This window comes from Candidatus Cloacimonadota bacterium (assembly GCA_020532085.1).
Taxonomy (GTDB): domain Bacteria; phylum Cloacimonadota; class Cloacimonadia; order Cloacimonadales; family Cloacimonadaceae; genus Syntrophosphaera.
The window spans coordinates 49,537-67,032 of the sequence record JAJBAV010000014.1 but is presented as its reverse complement, the minus strand read 5'-3'; the positions used below and the strand labels follow the sequence as shown (position 1 = coordinate 67,032).

Sequence of the window (17,496 nt, the reverse complement as noted above, 5' to 3'; positions counted from 1 at the left end):
CTTTCGACATCATCCACAACACGCAATTTGAAAGCCATGCTGTAACGATTTACGGGTTTCTTGTCTTCCATTTTTCTCACTCCTTTAAGTTGATGGATGTGTCAACTTTTTTAGGACGAGACATCGCCCCCAATATCAATACGGTATCAATACGGAATCATTACGGATGAAATCCGTATTGATTCCGTATTGATACCGTATTGATATTGGGAGCCGGTCATGGAAAATTCTGACGATCCTGCTTGAAAAAACCTGCCGGAAGTGGGGATGATGCGGATTTTGCCATGCTGGAGGACAGGCAAAAATTCCACAGTCCTGGCGGGGCCTTGGAGCATATTTGTATTGACGGAATTGGGGAGCGCTGCAAAATGGAATAAACTGTGTTTTCCTGCGCGCGGGCGGTCATTTCCCGAAGAGAGGATCCGTGCCGGCGCAGCCAACCCACCTTGGGAAAAGGAGATAGAAACATGTTGCAAGGTTCTTATGTGGCTTTGGTGACGCCGTTCAAGCATGGCGGGATCGACTATTCCGCTTTGGAAGCCCTGCTGGAGTTCCACCTCGCCGAGGGCACCCACGGGATCCTACTTTTGGGCACCACCGCGGAAACCGCCGCGCTGGCCTCCGACGAGAAGGAAGCGCTGCTGCTTTTTGCCCTGCAGAAGATCAACAAGCGCGTTCCGGTGATGATCGGCACGGGCACCAACAATTTCAACCAGACCCTGGCGGCCACCAAGCGGGCCAGGGAACTGGGGGCGGACCATGCCCTGGTGATCACGCCCTATTACATCAAGCCCACGCAAAACGGCCTGCATGAATATTTCAAGGCCCTGGCCGCCAAAGTGGACATCCCGATGGTGGTTTACAACGTTCCCGGCCGCACGGGGGTGAACCTGGCGGCGGCGACGATGGTGAAACTGGCACGGGAGTGCCCAAACATCGTGGCGGTGAAGGAAGCGAGCGGAAACATCCCCCAAGCGACGGAGATCATCCGCGACGCTCCGGAGGGCTTTGCCCTGATGAGCGGCGAAGACGCGCTCAATCTGCCGCTGATGGCCGTGGGCGCGAAGGGTTGCATATCCGTTACGGCGAATGTGGCGCCCAAACTGATGAGCGAACACATCAGCAGCTGCCTGGCCGGAGACTACGCCAGCGCCGCCAAACAGCACCGGCATCTGCAGAAGCTGAACGGCGTGATGTTCATCGAGACCAACCCCATCCCGGCCAAAGAGGCATTGCACCTGATGGGCCTGATCGAGCTGGAATTCCGGCTGCCGATCTGTCCGCTGCAGGACGCCAACCGCGAGATACTCCGCGGCGTTTTGAAAGAATACAATTTAATCTGATAGGAGTTCAAGCATGAAAAAGCAGGCTGTGAAGCACGGCTTTGCGCACATCGCCAGCCGCGAGATCCCCGAGATCGCCGCCACGGCGCATCATTATGAACATGTGAAGAGCGGGGCGCGCCTGGTGCATCTGGCGTGCGAGGACAACAACAAGCTGTTCTGCGCCACCTTCAAGACCGTTCCCACCGACAACACCGGCTGCCCCCACATCCTGGAACACTCGGTGCTCAACGGCTCCAGGAATTTCCCCGGCAAATCGACTTTCCAAGAACTGATCAAGGGTTCGCTGCATACCTTCATCAACGCCATGACGGATTCGGACATGACGCTGTATCCCGTGGCCAGCACCAACGCCAAGGATTTCGTGAACCTCAGCCGGGTCTATCTGGACGCGGTGTTTTTCCCCAAGATCTACGAGCAGCCGAACATCCTGCATCAGGAAGGCTGGCATTACGAACTGACCGGCCCGGAAGACGAACTGAAGCTCAGGGGCGTGGTTTATAACGAGATGCGGGGCGCCTTTTCCTCACCGGACCAGATCATCGAGCGCTACAACCAGCAGGCGCAGTTCCCAGACAACACCTACGGCTGCGAATCCGGAGGCGATCCCAAGGATATTCCGCAGCTCACTTACGACAATTTCCTCGCCTTCCACAGGAAGCACTACCATCCCTCGAACTCGCATCTCTTCCTCTACGGGGATGTGGACGCGGACGCGTTGATGGAGATCATGGACCGGGAATACCTGGGTCACTTCAAGAAAGACACGGAGGCAGTGACGATCGAGGCGCAGAAGCCTTTTGGCAAGATGAAAAAACTGGAACTGCAATATCCGGTGGAAGAGGGCAAGGACATTTCCGACCAATACCACCTGAGCCTCAACTACACTTTCGGCCGAAACCCCGATTATAACTTATCCCAGGCCATTGTGGTGATGATGAACATCCTGATGCGGACCCCGGCCTCGCCGCTGAAACAGGCCATCCTCAAATCCGGCCTGGCCAAAGACACCAGCTATTCCCTGCGCGAAGGCCTGCTGCAACCCACCTTCAGCCTCATCTGCAAACAGGTGAAGCGCGACCAAGTGGAAGCGCTGGCCAGCCTGATCCAGAGCGAGCTGAAACGCCTGGTGAAGGAAGGGATCGACAAGAAGCTGATCGAAGCCGTGCTCAACAGCCGGGAATTCGCGCTGCGTGAGGGACAGGCGAGCTGGGGCCCGAAGGGGCTCTATTACGCCTGGACGATGTATCCGCACTGGATCCACGGCGGCGACCCGCTGGACGCCCTCGGCTTCGAAGATTCGCTCAAGGAGCTGCGCCGCGGCCTCAGCGAGCCCTATTACGAGCAGTTGATCGACAAGGCCATCCTCAAAAACCACCACGCCAGCCAGATCGTTTACGTGCCCGTGCCCGGCCTGGGCAACCAGTGGGACAGCGAGCTAAAGGACGAACTGGCCAGGATCAAGGCCGAAATGCCCCCCGCGGAGATCGACCGGCTGGTGAATTTCAACCGGGAATTCCTGGACTGGCAGAAGGAAGAGCCGAGCTCTGAGGACCTGGAAAAGATTCCCGTGCTAAGCCTCAAGGACATCAACCCCGTGGCCGAAAGCTATCCCACGGAGGTGGACAAATACAGCGAATTCACCCTGCTGAAGCATGAGCAGGTCACCAATGGGGTGGTTTATCTGCGGGCCTATTTCGATCTCAGCCACGCCGAGGTGGAAGATCTGCCCTGGATCGCCCTCTACACCCAGCTTGTGGGCCAGGTGGACAGCCGCGACCACGGCTACGCCGACCTTTCCAACGAGATCAACATCCATACCGGGGGCATCAGGACGGGCCTGATGCTGCGCAACAGCTACCAAGACCCCGACGAGGTGCTGCCGAAGCTGGTTTTGGCGGGCAAGGCGGTGACCGGCAAATCCGACAAGCTGATGGAACTGGCGGCCGAACTGGCCCTGCGTCCGGTTTTCACCGACCACGAGCGGCTGAAGCTGCTGATCCGGGAAGGCAAATCCAAGCTGGAGGCCATGCTCTTTCACACCGGGCACAGTGTGGCGATCAACCGCATGCTGGCGCCCTTCAGCCAGCTGCACCGCTACAGCGACATGACGGGGGGGTTGGAATACTACCATTTCCTGAACGAACTGGCCGGCAAACTGGACACGGAAATAGAAACCATAGCGGCCGATCTGGCTTGGGCGCGCGATAATTTCTTCTCCCGCAGGAACCTGCTGATCAGCCTCACATCAGACGCGGCCGGGATCACGGCAGCCCTGGAGCAGCTGCGGCCTGTTGTGGAGGATATCTCCGCCGACGAATACGCCCCGGTGGAACGCCATTTCCACGCCAGCGACCTCAACGAGGCCATCCTGGCCCCGGTGCAGGTGCAGTATTGCGTGAAAGGCGGCAACTACTTCCGCAAGGGCTACTCCTACTCTGGCAAGCTGCGCGTGCTGAACAGCATCCTCTCCAACGAGTTCCTGCACCGCGAGATCCGCGAAAAAGGCGGCGCTTACGGCGCTTTCAGCGATTTCTCCATCTACGGGAACATGTATTTCTGCTCTTATCGCGATCCCAACCTGCGTGAGACCCTCGAGGTTTACGACAGGGTACCGCAGTTCATCCGCTCTTTCGATTGCAACCGCCGGGAAATGGAGAAGTACATCATCGGCGACATCTCCAGCCTGGACTATCCGCAAACGCCTGAAAACAAGGGCGCTCTGGCCGATATCGACTACATCACGGGTTTCACCCAGGAAGACCGCCAGCAGATCCGCGACGAGGTTCTCTCCACCAGGATCGAGGACATCCGCGCCTATGCCGACATGGTGGAGGCCATCATGACGCGCAACCACTACTGCGTGTTTGGCAACGAAGTGAAGCTCAAAGAGGCGGAAACGCTGTTCGACAGGCTGACACCAGTCTTCAGCTGAGGCAATGAAGCAAAAGGACAGGAAAAAACAGCAGCCCCAGGCGGGGGAACGGCTGAAGAACGTGCAAGTGCCGGACCTTGACGGTTTGGACGACGTGCGGGAAACGGCCCACTACAAGACTCTGCGCACCGCGGAGAAGCAGCACCACAAATACAAGCGGGGCACTCAGCTGATCCCCGGGCGGATCCTGGAAGTGAAGACCAACTACAGCTATCTGGTGGAGGCGGAAAACAAGCTCTACACGGCCACCCTGTCCGGCCGGCTGAAGCAGTTTTCCTACGCCAGCAAAGCTCTTTCCGCCGTGGGCGATCGCGTGGAGCTGGACATTTCAGGCGATCCGCACTTCCGCATCGAAAATATCCTGCCCCGCGTGAACACACTCTCCCGCTATGCCGAAGGCAGCTTCCAGAAAGAGATCATCGTGGCCGCCAACATCGACCAGGTGGTGATCACGGCTTCCTGGCGGATGCCGCTGATCAAACCGGGGCTGATCGACCGCTACGTCTGCATCGCCGCCCTTCAGAACATTCAGCCGGTGATCGTGATCAACAAGATCGACCTCTGCGAAGACCGCGCGGAGCTGGAGGAAACAGTTGGCTACTACCGGGAGTCCGGATATCCGTTGCTCTGCAGTTCTGTGGTGAGCGGCGAGGGAATGGAGGAACTGAGGGCCTTGCTGAAAGACAGGGACAGTGTGTTTTCCGGGCAATCCGGCACGGGGAAAAGTTCCCTGATCAACTGGCTGGAACCAGGGTTGGAACTGCGCACCGCCGAGGTGAGCGATTTCAACGAAAAAGGGAGGCACACCACCACGCAGGCGGTCCTGAAGCCCTGGAGCTTCGGCGGCCATCTGCTGGATACTCCTGGGATCAAGACAGTGAATCTGCACCGCGACGCCAAAAGCGAGATCCCGAAGGTGTTTCCGGGCTTCAGCGATCTGGCGGTGAACTGCCGGTTCCGGGATTGCACCCACACCCACGAGGATGACTGCGCCGTTCTGGCAGCCCATGCGGAGGGGCGGATCCCGCTGGAACGCTATGAATCGTATCTGAGGCTACTGGACTCGCTGACATGAAAAACATTGCCGTATTCATCAATCCCGCCTTCACGGACAAACAGGCCATCTTCAGCCGGCTGGAAGCTTTGGCGGCTGAACACGGGGTCCGCTTTTACGGGATCAGCGCGCAACGTGAACTGCTGCCCAAGGGCTTCAGCCTGCTGGACCCGGCGGGGCAGACCGCGAAGAAGCCCGACTGCATCCTGGTCTTCGGCGGCGACGGCACCATTTTGCGGGCCAAGGATTTGGCCCTGAGTTCCGGCGCGCCTCTTCTGGGAATCAATTTGGGCTGGCTGGGCTTTCTTTCCGAAACCACTTTGGCGGAACTGGACAACTCCATCCGCGACCTGATCAAAGGGAAATACCGCCTGTTGCCCAGAATGCTGGTCCAATGCCAGCTGTGGAGAGGGGGCGAGATCATCTTCAAGGGCCTGGCGCTGAACGACGCGGTGATCCATAAAGCGGACACCCCGCGCTTGATCCGGGTGCGCATTTTCAGCGGCGGGCGTTTTGTCTTCGACACTCGCTGCGACGGAGTGGTGGCCAGCACCCCCACGGGTTCCACAGCCTATTCTCTGGCGGCTGGAGGTCCCATCCTCGCCCCGGAACTGCGAGCCATCGTGCTGAGCCCGCTCAATCCGCATCTGCTCACCATCAGGCCGATGGTCTTCTCCGCCAGTGACCGGATCCTGATGCGGGTTCACGGTCTGGAGGAGCCGGCGGCGCTGCAACTGGACGGCGAGAACTGCAGTCCGCTGCAGGATAACGACGAAGTGTTGATCACCGCGGCCAAACAGCAGGTTCAGTTCGTGAAGCTCTCCAACCGCACTTTCTATCAGATCCTGCGGCGCAAGATGCACCTGGGGAAATAGATGCTGACCGGGATCCAGATCCGCAACTACCTTTTCGTGCCCGAACAGCGGCTGGTTTTCGGCCCGGGCATGACGGTCCTGAGTGGGGAAACAGGCGCGGGAAAATCCATCCTGGTGGGCTCTGTGGCTCTCATTTTCGCCGATCCGTCCCCTGCCCTGGAAGCCTTCGATCCTGCTCAGCCCATCTATCTGGAGGCCAGCTTTGACCTTTCCCGAAACTCGGAAGTGCGGAACTGGCTGGCCGTGCAGGGCTATGAACCGGAACCGGAGCTGATCCTGGCCCGGGAAGTGAGCACCACCGGGAAATCCAGTTATTTCCTCAACGGGCGCAAGGTGACGGCATCACTGCTGCGGGAACTTAAGCCCCTGATGATCGATTTTCACCATCAACGCGACCAGCAGCGGCTGCTCTCAGCGGCCTACCAACTGCATCTGCTGGACCTCTATGCCAAAAACGATGCCTGTTTGAGCGCTTTTTCCACCCAATACAGAGGCCTGCGCGAGAGCCTCAAAGAACTGGAAAGCCTGAAGGCGAAGGCGGAACAGGACCGCCAGCTGCGGGAGCTTTACCAGTATCAGTTCGAAGAACTGGAGAAAGCCGCCCTGCGCGAAAGTGAGGACCTCGAGCTGCAGCAGGAATTCGAACTGCTCAGCCACGCCCAGGAGATCGCCGAAACCGCGGCCGCGGCCTGCTTTGACCTCTATGAGAGCGAAAACAGCGTACACAGCCGCCTCAACGCCAGCCTGGCCGCCCTATCCCGTTTTTCCCATCTGGACCCGCGCCTGGCCAATATCGAGCAAGGCCTGCGCGACTCTTTGGAACTGGTTTCGGAAAACTCCGCGGCCCTGGGCGACCTCAGCCAGTCGGCGAGTGCGGACCCCGCTCGCCTGGAGGCGATCCGCGAACGGCTGGACGCCATCAACAGCCTGCTGCACAAGCACAAAGCCCAGAACATCGGCGAATTGCTGGAAGTATTTGCCGAGCGGGAGGCCCAGATCAATGCCTACGCCGATCTGAGCGAACGCATCAAAGCATTGGAAAAGGCCACCGAAAAAGACTTTGAGGCCCTGCGCGCCAGTGGGGACAAGCTCAGCGCCAACCGCCGGGCCGCGGCGGAAAAACTCTCCGTGGAGTTGCGCGAGAGCATCAGCTTGCTCTCCATCCCCGACGCGCGTTTCAAAATAAGAGTTGACAAAAAGACAGATGGCAAAATCATAATGCATGAATATCTTGATTCCTGTACAGAGCAGGGTCAGGACGCCTGCCAGTATTTTTTCAGCGCGAACCGGGGCAGCGAGCTCAAGCCTCTCTCAGCGGTTGCTTCCGGCGGTGAACTATCCCGCATTCTGCTGGCCATCAAAAAGGTGTTGTCCGAGCGGATCGAGGAAAAGCTGATGATCCTGGACGAGATCGATTCCGGCATCGGCGGCAAAACGGCCGAGTACGTAGCGCAGTTCATTTTCGCCCTGGCACGGCGGCACCGGATCATATGCATCACGCATCTGGCCCAGATCGCCGCCATCGCCGACCAGCAGGTGGCGTTGCAAAAAGAGGCAGGCAAGCAGAGGAACGTGATCCAGATGGTGCCGCTGGAGGCAGAACAAAGGCTGGAAGAACTGGCCCGGATGCTGTCCGGAAATGTTTCGGACATTTCGCTGGAGCATGCCAGGGAATTGATAAGCAAATACAAGACATGAGGATATAATGGACAAAACGATTAAACGGAGACTTCGGGCGGTGGCGATCTTTGTGATCTTCCTCGCTCTGGCATGGGCTGGCTACGCGGCTTTGATGCAAAAGGAAAAAGGCCCGGATTACGGGTCTATGTTCAAGGATTCGAACAAGATTTTCAGCGATTATAAATCCCTCAACAAGGCCCAGTTGCGAGTGCGGAGCCTGAACATCAGAAACGCCTTGCAGGATATGACCGGCGTGATCAGTGGCTATTCCCTGGAAAAACCTCTGCTCACGTCCCGGGAAAGCAGCCACGGTTCCTATATCTTCAAGATCGAGGAGAGCAAACTGCCCGAAATACTTAAGAAATTCGGCGACCTGGGCACCATTGAAGGCCACAAGGAAATTGTTGACTCGGCTTTGGTGATCAAGTCCCTGATCACGGAAGAGGGTATCCTGGCCTCCAAAAAGCAAGAACTGGCGGAGATGGACGCGGTGGGGCAAGTCTATGGAAACATCGCCGACCGGAAAGAGTATTTGATCGGCCAGATCCGGGACCAGGAAAACCTGGTCAACGTGCTGCGCCAGGCGAACACCACCCTGCTCTACGTGCAGATGGTTCCCACCATGGGCGGCAGCAGCGTTTCCACCGTGCGCAAATTCATCTACAATTTCTTCGGCGCTCTGGTGGTGCTCTTTGTGGCCGTGATCCTGGCTTATTACGGCACCAAGCTGATCATGTATTTGCTGGCCCTTATGGGCGTTAAAGGCTTTAACGCCAGCAACATGGGCGGATCCTACCAATACGGCGGTTACGGCAATTACTCGAACCGTTATTCCTCCCGCTATGGTTATGGCGGCAGCAAGCGCAAAGTGAAGCGCATCTACAAAGACAAGCGCGGTTCCAGCCACGAGAGCGGTGAAGAGCCCAAACCGGAAGAAACCAACAAGTAAAACTGGGGGAACCAATGATCAACATTCAGCCCTGGCACGTGTGGACAATCCTCGGGATCGTCTTTGTGATCATCGAGATCTTCGATCCCGCCTTCTTCTTCATCGCGCTGGGCATCGGCGCCATCGCCACCGGGCTGCTCAGCCTCCTGCATCTGGTGGGGGGCAGCGTGCCAATGCAGATAATCATCTTCGCGGCGATCAGCTTTGTGGCTTTTCTCTTCACCCGCAGGGTGGGGAAAAGAGTGCTGCGCAACGCAGGCGGGGAAACCAACGTTTACGCTTTGAAAGGAAAAGAAGGCCGCATCACCAAAGCCATTCCCGCGGAAGGCAAAGGTTATGTGAAGATCGGCGGGGAAGAGTGGGGGGCTGTTTCAACTGACGCCAAACCCATCGAAGTGGATGCCAAGGTGAAGGTTATAGATATCGACGGCAACAAACTTATCGTGAGCCCCTCCGAGTAACGCGGGGCTTTTCCGCACCCTAATCCTTTGTATAAGGCGTCACCCTTGGTGGCGCTTTTTTTGGCTCAGAGTTCTAGTTTTCTGCGCAGGCGCAGCACTCTTTTTTCCAGCGCTTCCACCTGCCTGGCGCTGATCTGAGGCCGGGCCAGGTGCCAGTGGAGCAGTGCCTGGGCCTGGTCCAGGGCGCTGTCGTAGTCCTTGCGTTTTTCCAGCAGCTTGGCATATTCCAGCCTTCCGGCGGGGTGGTCGAGGGCGGCGGCGAGGGCGAAACAGCTGTCCGCGGCTTCCAGGTCACCCTCCTTTTTGTTGAGCAGCCCCAATTCGCAGGCGATATCGCCGGAGACGATGTTTTGGGCCAGCAGGTCGGTTAGTATGGCACGGGCCGTTTCGCTGCTATCCTGGCTGATGTAGAGCCGGGCCAGGGCGTGGTAGTCGATGCGGTGGTCGAAACCCAGGGCGGGGGGATAGCCCGCGCTGTCGCAGATCAGGGTGAAGAGCGCGGCCGTGTGCAGGATGTCGAACTGGTTGTGGATGAAAACGCGGCGCATCAGCTCGGCGTCGCCGCTGATGAGGAACTGAAAATAGGTTTGGGGTATGAGGCCGCCCTCGATGTCCAGCTCCTTTTCGCGGATGTAGCCCAGGATATAGAACTCGATTGTTTCCAAGGCGCAGGAGGGGATCTTGTTTTTCCAGAGCCTCCGGGCCAGATGGAGCAGGTCAATGTGGAGTTTGGAGCGCAGGTCCAGCCAGATGTGGTTGTAAAGCAGGCGGGATTCCAGGATGGGAACGTCGAAGGTTTTACCGTTGAAGGTGATCAGCACGGACTTCTTTTCCAGCAGCTCGATGAGGCGGTCGAAAGAGTTGGCCTCGGCCTCGGGTTCCGGCAGGAACAGCTGCTCCACCACATAGCGCCCCTCCTCGTAATAGCCCAGGCCGATCATGAAGGCAATTGTCTGGCCGCGGCCCAATCCTGTGGTCTCCAGATCCAGCACCAGGATTTCCTCCGGGCTGATCAGCTTTCCCGCTTCCAGACCGGCCCAGCGCAGAAAAACCTCAGGCAATTCCCGGGGAAAGAGGGGCAGGCCGTCCACCTCGGTGCGCATATCGTAAAAGGCACGGGTGTAAAAATAGGGATAATCGGCGTGGGCGGAGAAATCTCCCTCCAGAGTGGAGCGCAGGGCGTCCCGGATCAGCTGGCGCAGTTCCAGATTGTGGTCTTCGAAGTTCAAGCCAAAGCCAAAAAAGCCACCCCGAAGGGTGGCCACAATTTATTTCTTTTTATGACGGTTCTTACGCAGGCGTTTTTTCCGCTTGTGAGTGGCGATTTTATGTCTTTTTTTCTTCTTTCCGCAAGGCATTTTGGCTCACTCTACTCTTTCACGTTGAGGTCGATGACCGAGGTCTTGAATTCGCGGGAAAACTTGAAGGTGGGTACGGTCCTGGCGGGAACCGGTACTTTCTCTTCGGTCTTGGGATTACGGCCCATGCGGGGTTTGCGGGTTTTAAGACGGAAGGTGCCAAAACCACGGATTTCGATGTGGTGGCCTTTGCCCAGACTGTCCTTGATGGACTGCAGCAGGGAATCGACCACAACAGCAACGTCTTTGCGGATGATGCCGGTATTCTCTGAGATCACTTTAACCAGATCTGCTTTTGTCATGTTTTTCTCCTTATATAATGTAAGCTATGAATCGCTGAAGCGAGTTTGATATTGTCAATAAGATACTCAAAATTATAAGCTTAGGTTTGTGTCAAGAAAAAAAAGCTGAACAACTGCCCCAGCGGCGTGAAACGGCTGTGCCAAAGCGGCGGAGGCTACGTTCTCCGCCATGCCTGGAACTTGTTTTGATTGGATTTTTCAGCGCGGGATGACTTTTTTTAGCGTGGGGTCGTGGCCACTTGATTGACAAACTTCCAGCGGCGGTAATCGCGCAAACTCACCAGCGCCGCGGCGAGGAAAAAGCCCGCTGCCACCACGAAGACCATGGTAAGGCTGAAAACCTTCAGCAACGTGTATCCCAGCACAGGCGCGATCAGGCCGCGGATGCCGGTCATGGTAACGTGCACGCTCTGATAGATGGAGGCGTCGGAATCGCCCGCGAAGTAGATGGAACCCATGTTCCAGGTGATGTTCACGCCGGCCATGGCGATGCCAAAGATCAGATAGGCCAGAAACACGATCACCACGGGCAGCACGGATTCACCCTTCACCAGGGATGAGGCCACAAACAGCAGCGGAAAGACCATCAGCAGCCCAAACGCCGCCGACATGAAGCGGAAGGGATGCATGCGGTCGTGCAGTTTTCCGATCAGGGGTGAAAGCAGCAGCATGCCAAGCTGGGAGACGATCCCCTTGGCCAGGAAATTGGCGGTGTAGGTGAGCTGCAGCTTGTCCACCAGATAGATGGGGATGATGGGCTGCATCATGATGAAGCCCATGCCGTAGATGGAAAAGCTGCGCTCGAAAGCGGCAAAAGCCTTGTTTTCCTTCAGCAGCCGGAGGGTTCCGCCGATCGGCTCCAGCAGGGTCTGTTTCCAATTCAGCTTCTGGCAGTCGCGTTTCACCACGGGTTCCTGGATGCGGATCAGGGCCAGAATGGCCGCGCTGGCGAAACCCACGATCCCGGTGACAACCAGAATCAGGCGAAAACTGTCTTCCCGAACGTCAAGCAAACGTCCGGCGATGAAGGTGAGCACGACAGAAACCCCTATCCCCACGCTTTGGATGATGCCGAAGACCCTGGCCCGCCGGCTGGGATGGATGTTGCGCTGGTAAATGCTGTTCTGGGCGGGCACGATGAGCGAATTGGAGGCGAAGAGCAGACCCAGCAGCACCAGATATTCGTTCATGCTCACCAGCCAGATGGCATAAACCAAGGTGAGCCGGCCGATGATGCCGGCGATCAGGAAATAGCGCTGTTTGTGGCAGCTGCGCTCAAACACCCGCGCCCACCAGACCGAAAAGAAATTGGCCACCGGCCAGATCATGGTCATCAGCATCAGCTGCCAATCCTTGGCGTGCAGGGCCTTGCGGGCAATGATGTCCTGCGTCTGGTTCAGGGAAAGGATCACGCCGTTGAACAGCGCCGCCAGTACCAACAGGATGGCGGTCCTTCGTTCCACGGGATTCAGATTTTTCAAGCGCATTGGGGGTGTTTGTTCCTGATTTTGAAGATTGGCGGCAATCTGTTTGAGGCGGTTTTTATGTCAAGCGCGATTCCGGCGCGGCCTTGCCAAAGTCCTCCCCGCGGCGGCCGCGGTCAGTAGCCCAGCAAGCCCCGTTGCTGGCGGTTCACGGTCACTTTGTGAGGTTGCTCGCCGTTGCGGAGAGGGCGGTAGAGCTTGTCGATATACTTGCTTTGATACTCCCGGGTTTGGGCTTTTACCTCCGTGCGGAAAAAGATGCTGGCGATCTCTGCGCCGGCGCTGTCGTAAACCTTGGCCAGCAGATCCACCTCTTCAGCCTTCCGCCCCGTGTTCTCGATCTCGTAGTTGATTCGAATGAAATTCGTGTCGAATTCTCCGAAACCCACGCTGTGGACCACCACGCGTTTGGCCCGGGCTTCGTTGCTCAGCCGCAAATAGACGATCCCCCCCAGGGCGGCCAGGGCCACCAGCAGCAGGAGCGTGCCTTTGAGCTTGTATTTCTTGGGGTATTCCAGACGGTCAACTATGGGCATGGGTTCCTCGCTTACAATGATACCTGCCAACTGCCGAAAAACGCGTGACTGGGCTGGGGGCCAAACTGGGAGCGGTGTCCCAAAAGAAACTCGTGGTGGGCCATGATCCCGATCCGCAGAGTGTTTTGCCAGACGGGAGTGACGCTCAGGTTGCCTTCAAGCCAGTAGGCTGGGGCGGTATTGATGATCTCAACCGGAAATTCATCACGATAGTTCAAACGCCAGTCGTTACCCCGGCTGCCCTGCCAGGTGCAGGAAAACTGGCTGTCCCAGCGCGAATTCCAGGGCAGGGGAAAATTCAGTTCAGCTGTTGCATCCAGGAGGTTTGATCCCTTGGCATAACCCAGCGGCCTGCCATCCTGGGAATACATGGATACGTTGGCGTAATGGGTGTAAGTCCAGGGCCGGACGGCAGTGAACTCCAACCCCAGACGCGGTTTTCCGCTCCGCCAGCGCAGCGGCAGGTTCCAAACCGTGCCAAGCTGGACGGCGTATTTATTGCCCCACCAATTGCTCAGGAATTTCCGCACGGTCAGTTCGTCGAGCAGCATCATCGCGTAGAGGGTGAGGTCATTTGCCGGTCTGAAATTGACTCCGCCGTAGATGTTACGGTTGTCCGCTTCGGCAGTCGAGTATCTGCCCGCGCGGGTGTGAATGATCGGCAACAAGTAGCTGAGGTCGATCCGGTTGCCGTAGGTCACAGTTTCGCCGTAAAACACATCCAGAGAGGGCTTGGGCTGCCAGGTAAGCTGATGGATGGCGGCATATTTGGCTGGATGCAGGCCAGCCACCAGGGTATCCGCCATCAGGGACGCGTGCAGGCAGGAAAAACTGAACTGGCCCACCCTTTGTTCCAGCAGGACATAGTCGTATTCATTCACCTGGTCCGAAAGAACTATGGAACCGGATAGCGAATTGCCGATCTGGAACCTTCCCCGCCCGAGGGATGCGCTGAAATGCTCTACTTTATAGCTGAGTTCTCCATTGATATTATCGGCATAAACATTGTTGGTACTGGCGGAACCTGATCCGTCGATCAAAGGGGAATGGCTGGCAGCGGATTTATCGCCGTAAAATTTCCCGTTCCAATAGACACCCCTGGCCCTGAATTTGTCGTTGAAAGTGGAATTGACCCTCAGGCCCAGTGAATGGAGGCCGTAAGCGCCCTCGGGGTCCCAGCGCTGATCCCAACCCGTGAAGAAATTGGTTTCAAGGCGGTAGCTCAAAGTGGAATCCGCGTACTCATATTGGAACAAAGCACGATGGTGTGAACCAGGCAGGAAGAGCTCCACCGCCGAGGCCTTGATCGCCTTCCAGCTTTCGAAGGGCACGTGAACGCCGGAACCAAGGGTAAGCGGATCATCCAGCCTGTAAGTTTCATTTTCGGCCAGGGGGCTGGGCACAAGCTGGCTGCGCACATCAGGGTAGAAGGCGGTATTTGTGAATACGGTTTGAGCGTGGCTCACTCTGGCCGCCAGCGCCAGCAACAGCGGCAGGGCCAGCCTGGCCAAGCCGGTTTTCCATACCGCGCGTTTCATCATTTCAGGCCTTTGAGCCTCGCCACTATGGCTTCCACTTCCTGAACGCCCAGACGCATCTCGCGGGCGATCTCGCTGGAGGACCAGCCTTGGTCCAGCAGCTTCTGCACCATGCGTTGCCGGGTTTCGGGGTCCAGCAGCAAAGTCCTGCCCTCAGCGGGTTTTTCGTCCCGGATTGGTTCGGAAGTTCCTGCGGCAATTTCCGGCCGTTTGGCCAGAAAATATTTAAGGACCACCAGCAGGATGAGCAGGGCCGCCGCAGCGAGGATCAGCCAAAGCGGCAGATTGCCCTTGGTTGTTTTATCGCCGCTTGCCGGCTCTGTGGCCGTCCCGGAAGCACCTTCCGCCGGAGTTTCCGGCAGGGCTTTGGCCTCAAGCTGTTCTTCCCCGGTTTTTGTTTCCTCGGTAGTGGGCGGGGGCACAAGAGGTGGCGGGGTGGTTTGTGCCAGGGGCTGTTCCTGGGGTGGAACGGAACCAGGGGTTCTATCAGATGGCGCTGGAGCTGGCAGTTGGGGACGGCTGCTCACATTGTCTGGCAACCCCACTTTTTTGGGCATGGCCGAGGGCGGGATCTCCGTTTTGGGGATTGACGCCGGCGCGGCCGCTGGTTTGGGCGCGGACGGAGTTGCTGCACCGGAGATCACCGATACGGTGATGCGGTCCCGGGCTGAATTGCTGCCGTGCGAAATGTCGTAATCGCCCATGGTCTTGATGTCGATAACGGCGTTGCCGCCTTCCATGCGGGCTGAAACCACGTCGATCACTTCGCTCAGGCGCGGATACTGGGGACTGCCGCCCAAAGAACTGACATTCTTGATGGTGAGGCGCACGCCCTTGCCTCCGGGCAGTTGTTGCACGCTGTATTGGGCGGGGTCGCTGAGCTCGATGCTCACCGTGTTCGAGGTTTTGGAAGTATCAGTCGAGCGGACCGACTCCACTCCCGTGGCCGCGCAGAGCAGCCAGGCGCCCAAAGCCAGCGCCAACATCAAAGTTCTTTTCACCTTTCCTCCATCCAGACGGCGTTTGTCCGTCTGCTCAGTAAATCATTTTATGGTCCGGCCGCCCGGTTTGGGCCGGACGGCCGGAATTTGGGCTTCAATCTATGGGTATGATCCTTTCCACCAAAGCCTGGATGGTGAAGGCGATCCGCAGGATCCCGTTCAGGTATTGCACCTTGGGATGGTCTTTGTCCAGGCTGAGATCGGGAAAAAAGATCCGGCGGTCGAATCTGCCGGTATCGATCTCCATGCTGTGGTAGGTGGTCTGGCCGTCCTCGGAATGCAGCTCGCGCGCTCCGCTGATGCGCAGGTACTCGCTGCTGGCCGTGATGCTGATCTCGTCCTTGTTCACTCCGGCCAGTTCCACCAGCACCACCCACTGCGTGTCGGTCTGGTAAACATCGCATTTGGGATGCCAGAAATCGTCGATGGCGTCCTCAATGGCCAGCGGGCTGTGGGTGAGCGAGGAAACTTCGCCCAGGATCTTCAGCATTTCGCGGCGGATGCCGTTCAGATTCGAATGTATCTTGTCCTGCATTTTCCATCCCCAGAATGGTTTGTCAGTATTCGGTTCTCACGGTGAAGTTGAGGATCACCTCTTTGTCCGGCTGGACCGCTATCTCGAAGGTGGCCTTCAGGTTGGTGTCCTGGGTGTGGGTGAAATTGCTTTCGATGATGCTGTCGTTTCCGCCCAGCTGGTGCAGCACGTTGATCGTTTTGGCCTCGGCGGAGTTGTTGCGCAGGGTCACCTGGATGGTGCGCTCGCTTTTGTTTTTGCCCAGGTCGCGCTGGTCGCGCACCAGGGTGGAGGCCACCAGGTCGAAGGCGGTGCCGGTGTTGATCTTCACATCTTCGTTCTTGCTGGTGTGCTTGATGCTGTCTTCGCCAATGAATTCCAGATTGCCGTCGCTGTCTTTCTTATAGACCTTGAGGGTGCCTTTGGGCAGGGGCTTGCCGATGCCGTTTTCCTCGGTGTTTTTGAACTTGATCACGCTGTTCACGCCGCCGCCCCAGGTGCTGTATTCGTAAGCCTGGATGGCCTTTACGTTTTGCAGTGGATATAGTTCCAGCTGTTTGGTCTGGTTGTTCGCGAAGGACACTTTCTGGTCCAGGGTGTACATGTGGAAATCGTGGAAGGCCTTTTCCTCGAAGCTGGGCGCTCCGGCATCCATGGCCATCGACGGCGCCATCATCTCGTCGTACATGTTGCGTTTGTAGCCGCCATACACGTCATAGACCCGGTTCACGTCGCCCGCGATCAGTTTCAGGGTCACTTCGTCGAAGGCCTTGCCGCTCTGGTTGGTGATGGTCACCCAGGAATTGAGGGCGAGGGTCTTTTCGTCCCAAACGCTGTTGTAGGTGACGTTCCAGCTCAATCCACCGGTCAGGTAGGTCATCTGGAGGGGATGTTTGCCGGCTTTGTCTGCGATCAGGCTCCAGTGCAGGGTGGGCTTGGTGTAGAAGTTGGAGGGCAGTTCCGCCAGTTTGATCACCTGGGTTTCGCTGTCGGCAACCACGAAGAGCCGGTCGCTGCCTTTTTCCAGGATCCCGAAGCTGCTGCCGTCATAGAACTTGAGGGTGCCGATCACCCGCGAATCGTCCTTGGTGAGCAGTTCCACCTCGCGCTCGATGTATTTGGCGATGATCTGGGATTTGCCGGCCAGGTCGTATTCATAATTCTGTTCCGCGACCCGCACTCCGCCGCTGAGGGAATGCACGATCACGGAGGGCGCTTCGATGCGGGAGGTGATGTTGTCGAAATTGTATTCCTGGCGACCGGCCTTGAGCTCCAGCTCAAAATTGCTGCGCACCAGGGAAAGGTCGTCATTGTAGATGGTGATCCAGTCTTCCGCGCTGGCAAAGCCTGCCAGCACCAGCAGGATCAGGAGCATGATAACTCTAATGAACACTGTAACCTCCTAAAGGCATCAGTTTTTTTGGTTTCACTGATATTATACTGCCGAACCATGCAAAATCCCCGAA

The 17,496-nt window shown here is 57.4% G+C and carries 15 protein-coding genes; 7 read left to right on the top strand and 8 right to left on the bottom strand.

Annotated elements, in window-relative coordinates; translation table 11 throughout:
• Positions 1-467 precede the first annotated feature (467 nt).
• Genes dapA through LHW45_05375 form a run of 7 tightly spaced genes read left to right on the top strand, consistent with a single transcriptional unit; the run spans position 468 to position 9,297 of the window.
• Positions 468-1,343 (top strand): 4-hydroxy-tetrahydrodipicolinate synthase, encoded by an 876-nt coding sequence (gene dapA / locus LHW45_05405; GenBank protein ID MCB5285009.1) that lies wholly within the window; start codon positions 468-470, stop codon positions 1,341-1,343.
• Positions 1,344-1,356: 13 nt separating this feature from the next.
• A complete protein-coding gene (locus LHW45_05400) occupies positions 1,357-4,278 on the top strand; it encodes an insulinase family protein (protein ID MCB5285008.1) in 2,922 nt (973 codons plus the stop codon).
• A gap of 4 nt (positions 4,279-4,282) precedes the next feature.
• The gene (gene rsgA / locus LHW45_05395) at positions 4,283-5,353 is read left to right on the top strand and encodes a ribosome small subunit-dependent GTPase A (GenBank protein MCB5285007.1); all 1,071 of its coding nucleotides are present in this window, start codon (positions 4,283-4,285) and stop codon (positions 5,351-5,353) included.
• On the top strand, positions 5,350-6,207 hold the full coding sequence (locus LHW45_05390; protein ID MCB5285006.1) for an NAD(+)/NADH kinase: 858 nt from the start codon (positions 5,350-5,352) through the stop codon (positions 6,205-6,207). The genes rsgA and LHW45_05390 overlap by 4 nt, the downstream gene beginning before the upstream one ends.
• Positions 6,208-7,905: a DNA repair protein RecN gene (gene recN, locus LHW45_05385; protein ID MCB5285005.1), complete on the top strand. Its 1,698-nt coding sequence runs from the start codon at positions 6,208-6,210 to the stop codon at positions 7,903-7,905.
• A gap of 7 nt (positions 7,906-7,912) precedes the next feature.
• On the top strand, positions 7,913-8,836 hold the full coding sequence (locus LHW45_05380) for a hypothetical protein (protein ID MCB5285004.1): 924 nt from the start codon (positions 7,913-7,915) through the stop codon (positions 8,834-8,836).
• 14 nt (positions 8,837-8,850) lie between these two features.
• Positions 8,851-9,297 (top strand): NfeD family protein, encoded by a 447-nt coding sequence (locus tag LHW45_05375; GenBank protein MCB5285003.1) that lies wholly within the window; start codon positions 8,851-8,853, stop codon positions 9,295-9,297.
• A gap of 65 nt (positions 9,298-9,362) precedes the next feature.
• On the opposite strand, the gene LHW45_05370 is transcribed toward LHW45_05375, so the two are convergent.
• From LHW45_05370 to LHW45_05335, 8 genes are all read right to left on the bottom strand, one after another.
• The gene (locus LHW45_05370) at positions 9,363-10,562 is read right to left on the bottom strand and encodes a ribonuclease H-like domain-containing protein (GenBank protein MCB5285002.1); all 1,200 of its coding nucleotides are present in this window, start codon (positions 10,560-10,562) and stop codon (positions 9,363-9,365) included.
• 104 nt (positions 10,563-10,666) lie between these two features.
• On the bottom strand, positions 10,667-10,957 hold the full coding sequence (locus LHW45_05365; protein ID MCB5285001.1) for an integration host factor subunit beta: 291 nt from the start codon (positions 10,955-10,957) through the stop codon (positions 10,667-10,669).
• Between the two features lie 218 nt (positions 10,958-11,175).
• Entirely contained in the window at positions 11,176-12,444 is a 1,269-nt protein-coding gene (locus tag LHW45_05360; protein MCB5285000.1) for an MFS transporter, read from the bottom strand.
• A 113-nt stretch (positions 12,445-12,557) separates the two neighbouring features.
• Entirely contained in the window at positions 12,558-12,977 is a 420-nt protein-coding gene (locus LHW45_05355) for a hypothetical protein (protein ID MCB5284999.1), read from the bottom strand.
• Between the two features lie 11 nt (positions 12,978-12,988).
• Positions 12,989-14,515 carry a hypothetical protein gene (locus LHW45_05350; GenBank protein ID MCB5284998.1) on the bottom strand — a complete coding sequence of 509 codons (1,527 nt, stop codon included), beginning with the start codon at positions 14,513-14,515 and terminating at the stop codon, positions 12,989-12,991.
• On the bottom strand, positions 14,515-15,516 hold the full coding sequence (locus LHW45_05345) for a hypothetical protein (protein MCB5284997.1): 1,002 nt from the start codon (positions 15,514-15,516) through the stop codon (positions 14,515-14,517). Before LHW45_05345 ends, LHW45_05350 begins: the two co-directional genes overlap by 1 nt.
• A 94-nt stretch (positions 15,517-15,610) precedes the next feature.
• On the bottom strand, positions 15,611-16,051 hold the full coding sequence (locus tag LHW45_05340) for an Hsp20/alpha crystallin family protein (protein ID MCB5284996.1): 441 nt from the start codon (positions 16,049-16,051) through the stop codon (positions 15,611-15,613).
• Between the two features lie 22 nt (positions 16,052-16,073).
• Positions 16,074-17,423 (bottom strand): DUF4139 domain-containing protein, encoded by a 1,350-nt coding sequence (locus LHW45_05335; GenBank protein MCB5284995.1) that lies wholly within the window; start codon positions 17,421-17,423, stop codon positions 16,074-16,076.
• Between the last annotated feature and the right edge of the window lie 73 nt (positions 17,424-17,496).